We start from the raw sequence: 13,824 nt of genomic DNA, 5'->3' as shown, positions 1-13,824 counted from the left end.
CCTGCGAGGTGGCTCCTCGCGAGGGGTGGAGAACGCCGGGGATGCCTCGGTCCGGCCTCCTTCTCAGCCGCTCAGCGCGGATCGTCCGGGCTCGCCGCGGCCGCGCCCTCGTCGGCGTGCGGCCGCAGCTCGGGGGCGACGAGCGGGCGCACGGCGTCTTCGAGCTGCACCGGCTCGGTGCCGATCCGGTCGCCGTTGAGCGCGCCGATCTTGCGCGCGGTGGGCAGCACCTGGCGCTCGAGCGAGCCCACGTAGGCGTTGTAGTCCTGCACGCCGCGGGAGAGCGTGCGGCCCAGCTTGTCGAGGTGCGTGGCCGTGCGCCCCATGCGCGTGTGCAGCTCGCGGCTGAGGTCGAACAGGGTTCGGGCTTCGGCGGTGAGCGACTCCTGCCGCCAGCTGTGTGCGATCGATTTGAGGATCGCCCACAGGCTCACGGGGGAGGCGAGCGCCACGCGCCGCTCGAAGGCGTACTCGAGCAGCAGCGGGTCGGTGTCGAGTGCGCTCGAGAGCAGCGATTCGCTCGGTACGAAGGCCACGACGAGCTCGGGCGAGTCCGGCAGGGCCGACCAGTAGTCGCGGTTGCTCAGCGCGACGATGTGCTCGCGCAGCGCCTTCGCGTGCTTGGCGAGGAGCGCGTCGCGACGGGCCTCCGCCGCGCGCGTGCCGACGGGATCGGCGTCCCCGGCTCCCGTCGCGGCGGTACCGAGCTGCTGCGCCTCGAGATATGCGTCGAACGGCACCTTGGCGTCGATCGCGATCGACTTGCCTCCGGGCAGGTGCACCACGAGGTCGGGGCGCGCGGTGCCGTTCTCGGTGGCGAGCTGCCGCTGCACCTCGAAGTCGACGTGCTCGAGCATGCCGGCGGCCTCGATGATGCGTCGCAGCTGCGTCTCGCCCCAGAGCCCCCGGGTGTTGTTCGATCGCAGGGCCGCGGCGAGGCTCTCCGCCGTGCCCCGCAGCTTCTCCTCGGCGCGCGCGGCCTGCCGCAGCTGCTCGGCCAGCTCGCCGTGCTGCGCCGCCCGCTGCTGCTCGATGTTCGCGACGGTGTGCTCCAGTTTGCCGAGACTGTCGCGCAGCGGCGCGAGCTGCTGCAGCACTCGCTGCTCCTCCCGATCCAGATCCGAGCGCTGCTGCGCGTGCGCGTGCGCGTCGCGCAACCGATCCTCGAGCCCCTGCGCCCGCGTCTCCGCCGCGGCGAGCTCCTCGCGCAGCAGGCGCGCCCCGGCCTCGGCGTCGAGCCGCGCCTGCTGCACGGCCAGCGAGCGCTCCTGCTCGGAGCGCTCGGCCGCCTCGCGGACGCGCCTGTCCCCGGCAGACGCGGCGAGACGGTGCCCGACCGCGAGGCCCGCACCGCCGAAGACCAGCGCTGCGATGACGATGAGGAGGGTCGTGAGGGGAGTCATGGGGACATCGTCTCAGCAACCACCGACATTCACGGTGTGCGGCACGGCGGCCGCGCGAGGCGAGCGGGAGATCCGAGCCTTCCGAGGGCCGGTCTACGGCTCCGTCTCCTCGCCGCCGTCCTTCATCTCGACCGAGAATTCGTCACTGTCGGGGTCCGAGACGACGATGCGGTCGAACGCCGGATCGGGCACGAGCGACCGCACCCGGTCGCGCACGGTCTGCGCCTCGGTCGCCGAGGCCGACTCAGCGATGTCGACCCGCAGCAGCGTGCGGTCGGCGTCGAGCACCCGCACCATGACGAAGCCGACGCCCGGGACCTCAGCGGAGAGCTCGTCGGCGACCCGGTACAGGTGCAGTACCTCGTCTGAGGAGAGCGCGCCGCCGAAGAGGTCGAGTTCGAGCGGCCGGTCGTCGCCGGGACCGAGGATGCGGAACGGCACTCCGCCGGGGTTCTGCTCGACGAGCAGGGCCACGAGCCCGTCGAGCCCCCGGGTGTCGGAGACCCGGATCACGGGACCCGGTCCCCACGACGTCGAGGGCTCGAACTCGATCCGCTCGACTCCGGGAAGCGCCAGCACCGCCTCGACCAGCCGATCCTCCGGGGCCGGGTCGTCCGATCCGGTCATGCGGGGCAGCCTCACGTCCACGGCAACGTCGCGGCCCTCCGCAGCGGCGAGGAGCCGGCTCCTCGCCGCCGGAAGCTCGGAGGACGAGGCGATGGCCACCTGCAGGGTGCCGCCCTCGTAGCGCAGCGCGGCGAAGTCCTCTCCGAGCGCGAGCCCGAGCAGCTCCGGCAGCGCCGATGGGAACTCGCCCGGGGCGAGGCGCAGGGATATCGTGGGCCCGAGCGAGCCCGCGCCGGCCGTCTTCTGATCGTCGCCCAGCTCGATCTCGGCGACGAATCCGGAGACCGCCGGTCGCAGGCGGTCCAGGAACGGGGCCAGCATCCCGATCTCGGTTGCCGTGGCGGTGAGCTGCAGTTCGGGATTCGGCCCGTCGCCCTGCGCGGACGGCTCGTCGGCTGCGAAGAAGGCGAGATCCAGCGACCCGGCGAACGGCTCCTCACCGCCCGCGGCTGCGGCGATCCCGGAGAGGGCGACGAGGCGCTCGGCCGGGAAGCAGGAGTCCCCGAGATCGTACGCCCTCAGACGCCAGGACCCGTCGGTCGCGACGGCGCCGGCCTCGACGCGATCGAGGGGGCGCGACGCCGACTCGCAGCTGGTCTCCGCGATCTCGCGCGCCTGATCGGCGGTGATGCCGGGCTCGAGCATCAGCTCGCCCGTGGAGTGCGGCCCCGAGCTGGGCCAGTTGTTGCGGTACGACCAGTCGGACGCGACGATCCCGGGCACCTCGCGAAGATCGGACGCCCAGCCCCGCTCCCTCAGATGGAGCGAGCAGCCGGAGAGCAGCAGCGCTGCGGTCGTCGTCGCAGCCGCCGCGGCGGAGAGCCTGCGAAACCGTTCTGCTCGCATGCGCCTCACTCTACCGACTCGCCCGTCGTCTACAGCTTGAGCGGGATCGCCTTGAGCTGCTGGATGCGCAGGCCCGTCTTCTTGGCGAGCTGCACGAGGTCGTCGACCGCGTGCCTTCGGGCCGCGTCGGAGATGATCGCGGCGCAGGCCTCGGCATCGGCGAGCGCGTCGTGGTGGGCGAACTCGCCGAACCCCGCGGCCTCGGCGGCGAGGGGGAGCCGGTGAGACGGGATCTCGTAGGTCTTGCGCGAGACCTGCACGCTGCAGAGGTAGCGGAGCCGCGGCGTCGGCGTGACGGTCTCGGCGCACGCCGCCCGGATCACGCCCATGTCGAAGCTGGCGTTGTGCGCCACGGTCACGTCTGCGTCGATGAACTGCCGCAGCTCCTCGAGCTGTTCCTCCCAGGCGCGCGCGGACGCGACCATCTCGGCGGTGATCCCGTGGATCTTGACGTTGAAGGGGAGGAACTCGGCGTGGCCCGTCGGCGGGCGGATGAGCCACTCGGCGCGATCCACCACCCTGCCGGCACGCACCCGCACCAGACCGACCGCGCAGGCCGAGGAGGGGTGGCTGTTGGCGGTCTCGAAATCGATGGCGGTGAAGTCGACGGGCATTACCTATCCATTGCTGAGACGTCGCCCCAGCGAGCAACGATCGTGATTGCGGGTTCGGCACTAACGGGCACGCATCTACCCTGGCACACGCCTCTGACAGGCCGCGCCGAGCGGTGTCGCCGGAGCGGCGGCCATGAGATCGCGGCTCTCCAGGGGGACCGGGCCGGGACCTGGCCGGGACGGAGCCGGCGCCGCGCCGCGACCGACCCGGCCCCGGCGCGATCAGCGACCCCGCGGCCGGCAGGACCGCCAGAGATCAGCCCACTGCTGCGGGGCGATGTCCCGGGGCAGCGCGGAGCGCTCGAGGGCCGCGCGCCGCAGCGCCGCCGCGCTCTCGGCCCGGGAGAGCCCGAGACCCTGCTGCAGGATCCGGCCGAGTCCGTGTCCGCGCGCGGTGAACACGCGGCGCACGAACCGCTCGTAGGCGGCCCGCTCGGCGGGCGGGACCAGCGGCGACTCGCGGCGCGAGACGTCGAGGAGCCCGCCGTCGACGCCCGGGACCGGCCGGAAGGCCCGGGCGGGCACGCGGCATCGCAGGCGGAACTCGAACCAGGGCGCCGACTGGCCGGTGAGCAGGGTGCCGCCGCCGACGCCGGCGCGCTTGCGGGCCACCTCCCACTGGGTGACGAGGATCGCCCGCTCCCAGCAGGGGGATCGGAGCAGCTTGCGCAGCAGCGGGGTGGTGAGGTGGAACGGGAGGTTGCCGACGATGAGCGGAGCGTCGAACGGCACGAGCAGCGCGTCGGCGTGCACGACCTCGGCGCGCGGGAAGCGGCGGCGCAGCTCGCGGACGCGGTGCTCGTCGAGCTCCACGAGCGTGAGCGGGCGGCCGAGCCGCGCGAGAGCTGCGGTCAGCGCGCCGTCACCGGGGCCGATCTCGAGGATCGCGCCGGTGCCGCCTGCGGTGCGGACGCTGTCGGCGCTACCGGTACGGGTGCCGCCGCGCGCGAGGTCGGCGATGCGGTCGATCGTGGGACGGTGATGCAGGAAGTTCTGGCCGAGCTCGTGACGCCCGCCGTAGCGGGATCGGGGCTGGGCAGCGCGGTGATGGGAAACGGGGTGCATGGAAGCGCTCCATCCGAGAAGATGCTGGAGCGCCCGGGGCAGGGCGGAAGAACCGTGCTCCGGGCGCGATGGGCTCGGAGGTCGGCGCGTCGAGTTCGCCCGAGCTCCCGGCCGCGCGAGGGCGCAGCGGGGCTTCCGAGCGGAGGGATCAGGATCGCGCCGTCAGGCGCGACGATCCCGGAGGAATGCGCGCTGACCGAGCGCGCTGCACAGAGTTCCCATACGGACCACCGTAACATCCTCCCGCGACGGCGTCACTGCCGCGACGGCGTCACTCCCGCGACGGCGTCACTCCCGCGTCCCCCGGATGCGCGGTACGGTGGAGGGGTTCATCACATGAATGAACCGCATGACCTGGAAAGACCGCAGAACGAGAGGCCGGTGCCCCATGCCCGTCGTGAAGATCAACGCCATCACCGTTCCCGAGGGAAAGGGCCCGGAGCTCGAGGCCCGCTTCGCCGCCCGCAAGCACGCGGTCGACTCCTCGCCCGGATTCCAGGGCTTCCAGCTGCTGCGCCCGGTGCAGGGGGAGGACCGGTACTTCGTCGTCACCCAGTGGGAGACCGAGGAGCACTTCGCGGCGTGGCGGGACTCGCGGGAGAACGCCGAAGCCCACGCGCACGGTGCGGGTGAGCAGCCGCGCAAGCCCGTCGCGACCGGCGCCGCTCTGCTCGAGTTCGAGGTGGTGGATCTCGACGGCGTGAGCTGATCCGGCCGGATCCCGGCCCGAGCCCGGCTCAGCCGCTCCGCGCGGCGCGCTCCAGTTCCCCCGTGAGCCAGAGGTTGCGCCGCTCGATGAGCCGCTCCAGGTAGCGTTCGAGCAGCAGTCGCTCCGCGAGGCGGCCGATCGGCCCGCCGGGCGCTGAGAACTCGATGCGATCGATCATGAGCGTGCCGCCGGGCTCGGCGACGAAGCGGTGCTCGTGCCACCACCGCCGGAACGGGCCCCGCACCTGCTCGTCCACGAAGCGCGTCGGCCGCTCGTGGGCGGTGATTCTCGAGCTGAGCCTGAACGGCAGCCCGAAGTGCCGCGCCCGCCACGTGACGGTCTCGCCGAGCCCGATCTCGCCGCTCGTGACCCCCGCCACAGCACGCTCGCCGTGCCGGCTCATCGACGCGGAGTGGGCGTCGACCGACAGGCTCAGAGCGAAGCAGCGCTCGATCGGCGCCGCTATCCGCGTCTCCAGAATCACCGTGGCCACGGATCCATTCTGGTCCCCGCGCCCGTCTTCTCCGAAACGCGGAGGCCCGAGCGGCTGCTTCGCCGCAGGCGAGTCCACGGCGAGGCGGCGAATCGGGACTCCGCATTTCGCTCGCGCGGTTCGGGCGGGTGGCGGAAGCGGCACCCGGAGCCGCGCAGAGTGCGGGTGCGACGGGTAGACTGGACCCTCGTGGCTCTGACTATCGGCATCGTAGGACTCCCCAATGTGGGCAAGTCCACCCTCTTCAACGCACTCACCCAGAACGACGCGCTCGCGGCGAACTACCCGTTCGCGACGATCGAGCCGAACATCGGCGTGGTGAACCTGCCCGACCCGCGGCTCGACAAGCTCGCGGAGATCTTCGGCTCCGAGCGGATCCTGCCGGCGCCCGTCAGCTTCGTCGACATCGCCGGCATCGTGCGCGGCGCCAGCGAGGGGGAGGGCCTCGGCAACCAGTTCCTCGCGAACATCCGCGAGGCCGATGCGATCGCGCAGGTGGTGCGCGGCTTCGAGGATCCCGACGTGGTGCACGTCGACGGCGCGGTCAACCCCGCGAGCGACATGGAGACGATCAACACCGAGCTGATCATCGCCGATATGCAGACCCTCGACAAGGCGCTCGTGCGCTTCGAGAAGGAGCTGAAGAACAAGAAGATCGACGCCTCCGTCGTCGAGACGGCGAAGGCCGCCCGGGCGGCGCTCGACGAGGGCAAGGTGCTCTCGCACGCCGGCATCGACCTCGAGCCGATCAAGGAACTGGGTCTGCTCACCGCGAAGCCGTTCCTCTACGTCTTCAACGTCGACGAAGCGGTGCTGCAGGATCGCGCCAGGCTCGACGAGCTCGCGGCGCTCGTGGCGCCCGCGAAGGCGATCTTCCTCGACGCCAAGATCGAGAGCGAGCTCATCGAGCTCGACGCCGAGGACGCGAAGGAGCTGCTGGCCTCGATCGGTCAGGAGGAGAGCGGGCTGGATCAGCTCGCCCGTGTCGGCTTCGACACCCTCGGCCTGCAGACCTACCTCACCGCCGGCCCCAAGGAGGCCCGCGCGTGGACGATCAAGAAGGGGGCGACCGCGCCGCAGGCCGCCGGCGCGATCCACACCGACTTCGAGAAGGGCTTCATCAAGGGCGAGATCATCTCGTTCGACGACCTGGTTGAGGCGGGATCGGTCGCCGACGCCCGCGCCAAGGGCAAGGCCCGCATGGAGGGCAAGGACTACGTGATGCAGGACGGCGACGTCTGCGAGTGGCGTTTCGCGCTCTAACGTCTTTGCCGTCGGCAGCGTGTGATCTAATTGGCCCATGGGACGACAGGAAGAGGCACTCCGGGTCGCCGAGGAGTTGCTGGCAGACATCGAGTTGAAGCGTCTGAAAGCGTCGGAGATTGTCCTGAAGGCGAGCCGTATCGCTCGGCTAGTCGGGCACGACGAGTTGAGCGAGTTTCTTGCCGCCGAGCGCAACGGCTACACGGGGTCAGAGGCCCAGTGGATCAAGCGTTCCGGACGGTCGTCGGAGGACGATGACGGCAAATTCTTTCCGCAATCCATCGCTAAGGTGGAGGCGGGACTCGAAGCCGCGCAACAGGCCATCACGGCCCTGCAGGGTGGGGGTAACTACTCCGGGGACTACATTACGCTGGCGTCCCGCGATCACGACACCCGCATCAGTCAGCAAGCGCGCAATGCCAGCGTGTGGGCCGGTATTGCCGGACAAGTGGTCGCTGTCATCTACGACATGGTGGCCGAGATCTACCATGAACTGCTGTTCAGCGAGTTGCAGGCCACCCTGTTCGCCGACACTCAGAGCAAGGTTGACGGCTCGTTGGCGGAGGCGAGCGGCTCCGCTCTAGAGAAGATTGAGCGAGTGTCGGATCGGCTTCGTGACGGCGATCCGGAGTCAGTTAGCCAAGCGTTGACGACGTGTCGGAGACTGATCGACTCGGTTGCCGACCATGTGTTCCCGGCTCAGGTGGAGCCGTACGCCATTGGTGAAGAGGCGATGCTGGCGGTCGGGGCGCAGAACGTGCTGAATAGGTTGCAGGCGTACGCCCACCAGCGGGGCATCGCGAAGGGACGTCGGGATCGGTTCAGGCGGACGCTCGCGGACTTGTACGGGCGGTGCTCGGCCGGGACGCACGCCGACGTAACCGTGGATGAAGCTCGCTTCGTCTTCCTCCAGACCTACGTTGCACTCGGGGAGATTCTGACGTTGACCGACTACGGGGAAACGGAAGCCAAATAAGCCCGGTGCCGCTACTGAGTGAGTTGGTCCTCGCCGGTCGAAGCCGTTGCGTTTCGGCTCCACTACCTCGGTGGTCTCGATAACCCCTGAGCCGGACTTAATCTGGGGTGTGGTGTTCTCTGCCATCGGGGCTCGCTTGTATTAGACACTGTTGGGCATGTGTTGCAAGGCGTGATCGTGGACAGCGTGCGTATGAGCAGTGGCTCATGAACGGAACGAATGTCGGTCCCGATCGGTACCCTGGCATAACCAGGATGTCGTCGTCGAGGGCACCGAAATTGAGGAGGAACAGCATTGCTTGGATACAGAACGGTTCTCACGACCGAGGGAACCACGGGCAATCTGGACCGAATCGTCGGGGTGCTTCAAAAGTGGGTCTTGGGGAAGAGATTCCCATCGATGCCGACCGAGGGCACTGTTGAGAATCGCCGAGGAGCGACACTCACTGCGAGTAGTTTCTCGACTGAGACCTCCACAGGCCTGCGCTGGGAGCTTGTCGAAGAGTGGGATCCGCCGAAGCGATCCAACGTCGTTTCGACGACGAGAACAGCGGTGATGCACATCACGCTTGTAGTGGCTGAAGGACGACTCTGGTTCTGGGTGGACATCGAGCCGCCTACGCTCACTGTCCGCGATGGGGGCAGTGAGTCCCGGGAAGACGTGCAGTACTCAGGAACACCAGGATTCGTTGCGACTCTGCTTGAGGAAGTGGAGATGCGGGACGGTCTCGCGGAGCCGAAGACTGGTTTCCAGGCCGTTCCTGCGGCCTCCTATGTTGAGCAGCTCATCCGCATTCTTGAGGACGACACCAGACTTGGAGCGGTGTTCGTGACGGCCCCGCCAGAAGGCGTCACCGTCGAGGAATGGATCACGATATCCGATGACCGCAGCTATGCGATGCAGGGTCTCGCGGTCGGCTTCGTTCTCTCGCCCGAGGCCCGGGCGGAATTCAACCGCTATGCGCAGGCTGGCCACTCGGTGCCTGCTGGGGGTATGCGTACATTCGTTCCCGGTGCTGATCTCTCCGATGTGCATGATTCGATCAACCACCGCTTGATGCTTCCCGCCACATTTCAAAGCTCAGATGAGCGTAGGATTCGCCGGATTCTTCGGAACGCGCAGATCAAGCGACTCAGAGAAATCAAGCTACCGGAGGCGCTTCGCGTCGCCGACTATGAGTTTCTCCGCAAGCGGCGGATGCAGCCGTTCGACGTGCTGCACCAGGAGAGTCCGGAACTTGAGTCGCGAGATCTCACCACCGAGGCGAGACTCGTCGAACTCGAGGCCGAGGCCACCGATCTGCGAATGCGGCTTTCGGACGCTGAGGAGATGGCCCACGAGGCTCTGCGCGACATTGCTCGCTTCAGTGCCGAGCGCGATATGGCGCAGGAGGAAGCAGAGCTTGAGCGCATGGAGGCCGAGGACTCCTACTTAAAGTTCTCGCGCAGCAGTCGAGAGATCGAGAAGCTCGCGAAACGCGTGGAGTATCTACAAAGCGAACTCGTGGCAGCAGGTGCGGGGGCCGCTGCCTGGGCAGACGTCGGAGATGAATCCGAAGATGACTACCCCAGCAGTTTCGGTGAGCTCATCGATCGAATCGGTGACCTGCAGAACGCTGGGCAGCTTGAAGGTGTCCGGTTTACCGGCGATCGAGAAGAAGTGTGCGGTCTGGATGAGCATTCGATGCTCGGTGAAGCAGCCGTCGTAAAGGTCTGGGACACCTTGCTGACGTTTGACGCGTATTCAAAGATGCGCAGGACCGGTGGTTTTGACGGATCACTCAGCAACTACATCCGGTCGAGTGCTCATGGTGGCCTCGTACGCATAGGTAAGGTCGCGTGGTCAGAGGGAGAAACCACGAAGACTGGCAAGCTCGGGGCTCAGAGGTTCTTTCCGGTCGATGAGGAAGTTGATCCTTCTGGTAGGCGGCAGATGGTTGCGCACGTGAAACTGTCGAACCTCACTGGGGTCGCACCTCGCATGTACTTTGACGACACCTACTCGGCAGTCGGATACCTGACGGTCGGGTATCTCGGCTCACACCTCGATAACACTCTGACCAACTGAAACATGATCAGGAAGGGCGGCACTTGCGGCCGGTATCGCGAGCAACCTGGCTTCCGATGGTGTCCTGGAGCTCGGCAGCCAGTTCTTTTGGTCGGCCTCAGAGAACGGTAACGAAGGTAGAGAAGATCCTGTAGAGGCTGTTCTGTGATGTAACGTCTGCGAGTGGCGCTTCAACGTCTAGGGCCAGAGCGGTTGCCACCAGGACTGTTATCTGTTTGCAGAGCCGAGGTTCGCTCACAGCCCGTCGGTGTCGTGAGTTCTTCACAGATGGTCTGATTCGCTCTCGGCGTCTGCGTGCGCGGATGCAGACTCGATCCATGGGCATCAGACACTACGCATATGCATTCGACCCCGGGCTGAGCGACCAGGCTCGGACAGACCCACGCAGCCTGATCTCGAGCGATCCTCTCGCCGACGCGTGGGGCCTCGAGCCGCACGCAGCCATCAGCTGCACCAACTTCGAGCAGGCTGTGCCCGAGCGGGACATGCTCTATCTCGACAAGGCTTGGCGCGAGCTGCAGTTCCTGACGGGTCTGCGAGAGCTCGGCGGGCCTCCGAGACCCGCCTGTGCGATGTTCGAGGGAGAAGTGACGATGCACTCTATGGGATGGGAGTCATACGTGGGTCCCCTGTTCCCTGGGGACCTTCCTGAGATCGAGCGAGATCCGGCGGACCTCATCGGTGGTGAGGCGATGCGGATCCTCCGGGGCTCGGCGGCGGTGGACAGGCGCGATGAAGCGTACGCGATGCAGTACTTGCGGCGGGCACGCGAATTCGTGGCTGGGCTCGTTGCAGACGGTCGAGGCATGGTCTACATGATTGGGTAGTCGGTTCTTAACGCCTGGCGTTATTAACGCTTCACGTTATATCATGGTTCCGTGATCAGGTCGTTCGGCGACAAGGACACCGAGCGATTGTGGCGACGCGAACGCGTGCGGTCGATCGATCCTCGGATTCATTCGGTTGCACTGCGGAAGCTTCGTCAGGTGGGAGCCGCGGAGGTGCTTGACGATCTCCGCGTTCCGCCGGGAAACCGGCTCGAGCCTCTGAAGGGCGACCGAGCCGGGCAGCACAGCATCAGGATCAATGACCAGTGGCGTATCTGCTTCGTGTGGACCGAAGCTGGACCAGAGGAGGTGGAGATCGTTGACTACCATTGACAGGCTCTCTCCGATTCACCCCGGAGAAGTGCTGATGGAAGACTTCATCGAGGGGCTCGGTATCACCCAGCACAAGCTCGCGGTGTCGATCGGAGTGCCGCCGCGTCGCATCAACGAGATCGTGCACGGCAAGCGCGCGATCACCGCGGATACGGCATTGCGCCTGAGCAAGTACTTCGGCGTGTCCGCGCAGTTCTGGATGAACCTGCAGGTGCGCTACGATCTTGACTTGGCCGAGGATCGCGTTGCCGACGAGATCGCCGGTATCGCTCCGCTGCGTGCCGCCTGAGAGAATACCTCCGGGTAGAGGCGTCTTCTGAGGGAGCGATCGAGGCTTCTCAGCAGACGTACCTCTGCGAATGGCGCTTCAACGTGTGACGACGCCCGTTTCGGCGCGTCGGTGACGAAAGGATCGATGATGACTCTGGACCGCTCCGCCTCCTCGCTCCGCCGGGCCGGAGGGCTCGCCGTCGCCGCGGGGGCTCTGCTCGCCGTCGCCGGGGCGGGCGCCTGGTGCGCCGTGACCAAGCAGCTGCGCGACGAGAAGATCACGGTGCCGGGCAACGCGCCGGTGCTGGCGGGCAAGCCGGTGCAGGGGCCGGCCACGGCGTACGTCGAGGCGCTCGTCATCAAGGGCAACGCCGAGCGCGGAGCGGGCGGGCGCACCTTCGCGGACATCAGCGACGCGCTGCGCGGCGTCGACTCGGGCAGCGACGAGGCCCGCGAGCTGCGCAACCAGAGCTCGGCGCTCTCGACGGCCGCGGCGCTGCGCACCTCGCTCATGACCTCCGTGCTCGCGTACGGCGTGAGCGCACTCGCCGCCGGGCTCGGCATCTTCCTCGCGGCCGCCGGATCGCAGCTGCGTCGCGCCGGCCGGGACTAGCGCCGGTCGCAGGGAGCGCCCCGCCGCTCAGGTCGTGGATCGCGGTTCAGGCGCAGGTGTCCGGCCGAAAGGCCCGTCTGAACTGCGATCGCCGACGAGGAGCTGCGCGAGCGCGATGGCGGCCGTGCACGGTGGTCGCGATTGCGCGTTTCAGTCGATGCTGCTGACGTGCAGTCGCACGCGCACGGCGTGATCGCCGCCCTTCTCCGTGGCGAGATGCTCGGCGATCCGGTCGGCGATGCGGCGGAGCGTCTGCGGGGTCGGAACGGAGCTGCGGGTGCAGAGCGTGACCGTGATCTCGGTTCCCGCGTCGTCCTCGACGACCTGCACGAGCGGAGCCGGCTCGCCCGAGAGGAGCGCCGACGCCGCCGCGAGACCGCGTGCGGGGAATATCTCCTTGATCCCGGCATCGTCGACGATGAGCTGCGCGAGGGCTGCGCCGGTGGTATCGATCCCGCTCATCACGAGCCTCCGTCTCTTCGCCGCAGAAGGACATCGGTGATGGCGATGTCGATGTCGGTGACCTCCAGCTCGGTGTGCGTCTGGAGCGCATCCCAGACGGCTCCGCGAACGCGGTCGGCAAGGTCGGGGAGGCGCGTGTCGGCGTAGGCGGCGACCTCGACGTGCACGACGATCGGCGCCCCCGGCGCGGTCAGATCGCCGTCGAATCGTGTGCGCCCGACCACGGCGTCGCCCAGTGCATCGGTGGTGTCCCGGATCAGCGCCCGGAGCGCCCCCTCCGACACGGTGAGCCTCGTGGACTCGTCGGCGGATGAGATCGGCACGTCTCGGCCGGCGCGCACCTCTCGCGAGAGCCTGCTGAGCACACCCTGGAACCAGGACTCGTCGAGCTCCGGCTCCGTGCCGGCGACGAGCAGTTCGCCCCCGAGCGCCCGGATCCGCTCCAGCTGCGCCACCGCGTGCCTGGTCTCGGCGTTCTGCTCGATCTCTGGGCGCCGTGGATCGCGCCCGCCATCGACGTACTCGGAGAGCTCGTCGAAGGTGAACCCTCCGATCAGCTCGGGCCGATTCTCGGGCGATCCGTCTCGAGGACCGTGGGGAGGGGGCTCCGCATTCATGCCCAATCCTCCAATCCTCGTACGAGGGCCCGGCGAGCGCGCGCGAGCGCACCGCGGACCGTCGGCAACGGAACGTCGAGTTCCTCAGCGATCTCCTGGTAAGAGTACCCGCCCGTCTCCCGGAGGACCCAGCATTGGCGCTGCACCTCCGGGAGGCGGTCGAGGATCTCGGCGACGGCCTCGAGCTGCGAGTGGACGAGGACCCGCTGTTCGGGACCCGCGTCGGCCGGGGCGGGGGCCTCCCAATCCTCGAGCGCGGAATCGCCGCGGCGCGCGCGCACGCGATCGATCGACTTGCGGCTGACCACCCGCATCAGCCACGGCTTCACGGCGGCCGGATCCTCCAGCGCATCGAGAGTGTCCCACGCCGTGATGAAGGCCTCCTGCACCGCGTCGTCCGCGTCGGCGGGGGAGCGGGTGAGTCGTATCGCGTAGGCGCGCATGAGACCTGCGTACCGGCGCAGCAGCACCTCGAAGGCCCGGGCATCTCCGTCCGTCGAGCGTGAGACGAGGAACGCGTCCGAAGCGTCTTCGAGCGCACCTGCTGGCACCGGCTCTCCCATCCATCGCCAAAAATAAGTGAGACGAGTTTGTGACATTCGAGAGACTTCCCCCGTCTCATTGGCAACCCTAGGCCAC

Annotated in this window: 16 protein-coding genes; 8 read left to right on the top strand and 8 right to left on the bottom strand. The window is 67.9% G+C overall.

What is annotated here, in order from left to right; translation table 11 throughout:
* Window positions 1-71: 71 nt before the first annotated feature.
* The 4 genes from rmuC to erm form a co-directional block, all read right to left on the bottom strand.
* Window positions 72-1,403, bottom strand: coding sequence for a DNA recombination protein RmuC (rmuC, locus tag ACWKZU_RS05375; protein WP_449281363.1), 1,332 nt, complete (start codon window positions 1,401-1,403; stop codon window positions 72-74).
* Between the two features lie 93 nt (window positions 1,404-1,496).
* Window positions 1,497-2,876: a hypothetical protein gene (locus tag ACWKZU_RS05370; protein ID WP_449281362.1), complete on the bottom strand. Its 1,380-nt coding sequence runs from the start codon at window positions 2,874-2,876 to the stop codon at window positions 1,497-1,499.
* A gap of 29 nt (window positions 2,877-2,905) precedes the next feature.
* Window positions 2,906-3,490, bottom strand: a complete 585-nt coding sequence (locus ACWKZU_RS05365; RefSeq protein ID WP_449281361.1) for a 3'-5' exonuclease — start codon at window positions 3,488-3,490, stop codon at window positions 2,906-2,908.
* Window positions 3,491-3,712: 222 nt separating this feature from the next.
* On the bottom strand, window positions 3,713-4,555 hold the full coding sequence (gene erm, locus ACWKZU_RS05360; protein ID WP_449281360.1) for a 23S ribosomal RNA methyltransferase Erm: 843 nt from the start codon (window positions 4,553-4,555) through the stop codon (window positions 3,713-3,715).
* 388 nt (window positions 4,556-4,943) lie between these two features.
* On the opposite strand from erm, the gene ACWKZU_RS05355 reads away from it, so the two are divergent.
* The gene (locus ACWKZU_RS05355) at window positions 4,944-5,264 is read left to right on the top strand and encodes an antibiotic biosynthesis monooxygenase family protein (protein WP_449281359.1); all 321 of its coding nucleotides are present in this window, start codon (window positions 4,944-4,946) and stop codon (window positions 5,262-5,264) included.
* 28 nt (window positions 5,265-5,292) lie between these two features.
* Here ACWKZU_RS05355 and ACWKZU_RS05350 read toward each other — a convergent pair whose 3' ends face one another.
* On the bottom strand, window positions 5,293-5,757 hold the full coding sequence (locus ACWKZU_RS05350; RefSeq protein ID WP_449281358.1) for an SRPBCC family protein: 465 nt from the start codon (window positions 5,755-5,757) through the stop codon (window positions 5,293-5,295).
* A gap of 189 nt (window positions 5,758-5,946) precedes the next feature.
* On the opposite strand from ACWKZU_RS05350, the gene ychF reads away from it, so the two are divergent.
* The 7 genes from ychF (at window position 5,947) to ACWKZU_RS05315 (ending at window position 12,106) form a co-directional block, all read left to right on the top strand.
* Window positions 5,947-7,020, top strand: coding sequence for a redox-regulated ATPase YchF (gene ychF, locus ACWKZU_RS05345; protein ID WP_449281357.1), 1,074 nt, complete (start codon window positions 5,947-5,949; stop codon window positions 7,018-7,020).
* Window positions 7,021-7,057: 37 nt separating this feature from the next.
* Window positions 7,058-7,996 carry an AbiTii domain-containing protein gene (locus tag ACWKZU_RS05340; RefSeq protein ID WP_449281356.1) on the top strand — a complete coding sequence of 313 codons (939 nt, stop codon included), beginning with the start codon at window positions 7,058-7,060 and terminating at the stop codon, window positions 7,994-7,996.
* A 294-nt stretch (window positions 7,997-8,290) separates the two neighbouring features.
* Window positions 8,291-10,063: a hypothetical protein gene (locus ACWKZU_RS05335; protein ID WP_449281355.1), complete on the top strand. Its 1,773-nt coding sequence runs from the start codon at window positions 8,291-8,293 to the stop codon at window positions 10,061-10,063.
* A gap of 317 nt (window positions 10,064-10,380) precedes the next feature.
* Complete coding sequence (locus ACWKZU_RS05330) at window positions 10,381-10,890, top strand: hypothetical protein (protein ID WP_449281354.1); 510 nt, start codon at window positions 10,381-10,383, stop codon at window positions 10,888-10,890.
* Between the two features lie 51 nt (window positions 10,891-10,941).
* Entirely contained in the window at window positions 10,942-11,223 is a 282-nt protein-coding gene (locus tag ACWKZU_RS05325; RefSeq protein ID WP_449281353.1) for a type II toxin-antitoxin system RelE/ParE family toxin, read from the top strand.
* On the top strand, window positions 11,210-11,512 hold the full coding sequence (locus ACWKZU_RS05320; RefSeq protein WP_449281352.1) for a HigA family addiction module antitoxin: 303 nt from the start codon (window positions 11,210-11,212) through the stop codon (window positions 11,510-11,512). The genes ACWKZU_RS05325 and ACWKZU_RS05320 overlap by 14 nt, the downstream gene beginning before the upstream one ends.
* A gap of 129 nt (window positions 11,513-11,641) precedes the next feature.
* Entirely contained in the window at window positions 11,642-12,106 is a 465-nt protein-coding gene (locus ACWKZU_RS05315; RefSeq protein ID WP_449281351.1) for a hypothetical protein, read from the top strand.
* A 150-nt stretch (window positions 12,107-12,256) separates the two neighbouring features.
* Here ACWKZU_RS05315 and ACWKZU_RS05310 read toward each other — a convergent pair whose 3' ends face one another.
* The 3 genes from ACWKZU_RS05310 to ACWKZU_RS05300 are packed head-to-tail and all read right to left on the bottom strand — an operon-like array spanning window position 12,257 to window position 13,736.
* Window positions 12,257-12,568: a hypothetical protein gene (locus ACWKZU_RS05310; protein ID WP_449281350.1), complete on the bottom strand. Its 312-nt coding sequence runs from the start codon at window positions 12,566-12,568 to the stop codon at window positions 12,257-12,259.
* A complete protein-coding gene (locus ACWKZU_RS05305; protein ID WP_449281349.1) occupies window positions 12,568-13,185 on the bottom strand; it encodes a hypothetical protein in 618 nt (205 codons plus the stop codon). The genes ACWKZU_RS05310 and ACWKZU_RS05305 overlap by 1 nt, the downstream gene beginning before the upstream one ends.
* On the bottom strand, window positions 13,182-13,736 hold the full coding sequence (locus ACWKZU_RS05300; RefSeq protein ID WP_449281348.1) for an RNA polymerase sigma factor: 555 nt from the start codon (window positions 13,734-13,736) through the stop codon (window positions 13,182-13,184). The genes ACWKZU_RS05305 and ACWKZU_RS05300 overlap by 4 nt, the downstream gene beginning before the upstream one ends.
* Window positions 13,737-13,824: the final 88 nt, after the last annotated feature.

The organism is Leucobacter sp. (genome assembly GCF_053528595.1).
The sequence above is the reverse complement of the archived record's forward strand: the minus strand, read 5'-3'. Positions and strand labels throughout refer to the sequence as shown.

Coding starts and splice junctions, on each gene's coding strand:
- rmuC (WP_449281363.1), bottom strand. CDS start 1,403: ATGACTCCCCTCACGACCCTCCTCATCGTCATCGCAGCGCTGGTCTTC.
- ACWKZU_RS05370 (WP_449281362.1), bottom strand. CDS start 2,876: ATGCGAGCAGAACGGTTTCGCAGGCTCTCCGCCGCGGCGGCTGCGACG.
- ACWKZU_RS05365 (WP_449281361.1), bottom strand. CDS start 3,490: ATGCCCGTCGACTTCACCGCCATCGATTTCGAGACCGCCAACAGCCAC.
- erm (WP_449281360.1), bottom strand. CDS start 4,555: ATGCACCCCGTTTCCCATCACCGCGCTGCCCAGCCCCGATCCCGCTAC.
- ACWKZU_RS05355 (WP_449281359.1), top strand. CDS start 4,944: ATGCCCGTCGTGAAGATCAACGCCATCACCGTTCCCGAGGGAAAGGGC.
- ACWKZU_RS05340 (WP_449281356.1), top strand. CDS start 7,058: ATGGGACGACAGGAAGAGGCACTCCGGGTCGCCGAGGAGTTGCTGGCA.
- ACWKZU_RS05330 (WP_449281354.1), top strand. CDS start 10,381: ATGGGCATCAGACACTACGCATATGCATTCGACCCCGGGCTGAGCGAC.
- ACWKZU_RS05315 (WP_449281351.1), top strand. CDS start 11,642: ATGACTCTGGACCGCTCCGCCTCCTCGCTCCGCCGGGCCGGAGGGCTC.
- ACWKZU_RS05310 (WP_449281350.1), bottom strand. CDS start 12,568: ATGAGCGGGATCGATACCACCGGCGCAGCCCTCGCGCAGCTCATCGTC.
- ACWKZU_RS05305 (WP_449281349.1), bottom strand. CDS start 13,185: ATGAATGCGGAGCCCCCTCCCCACGGTCCTCGAGACGGATCGCCCGAG.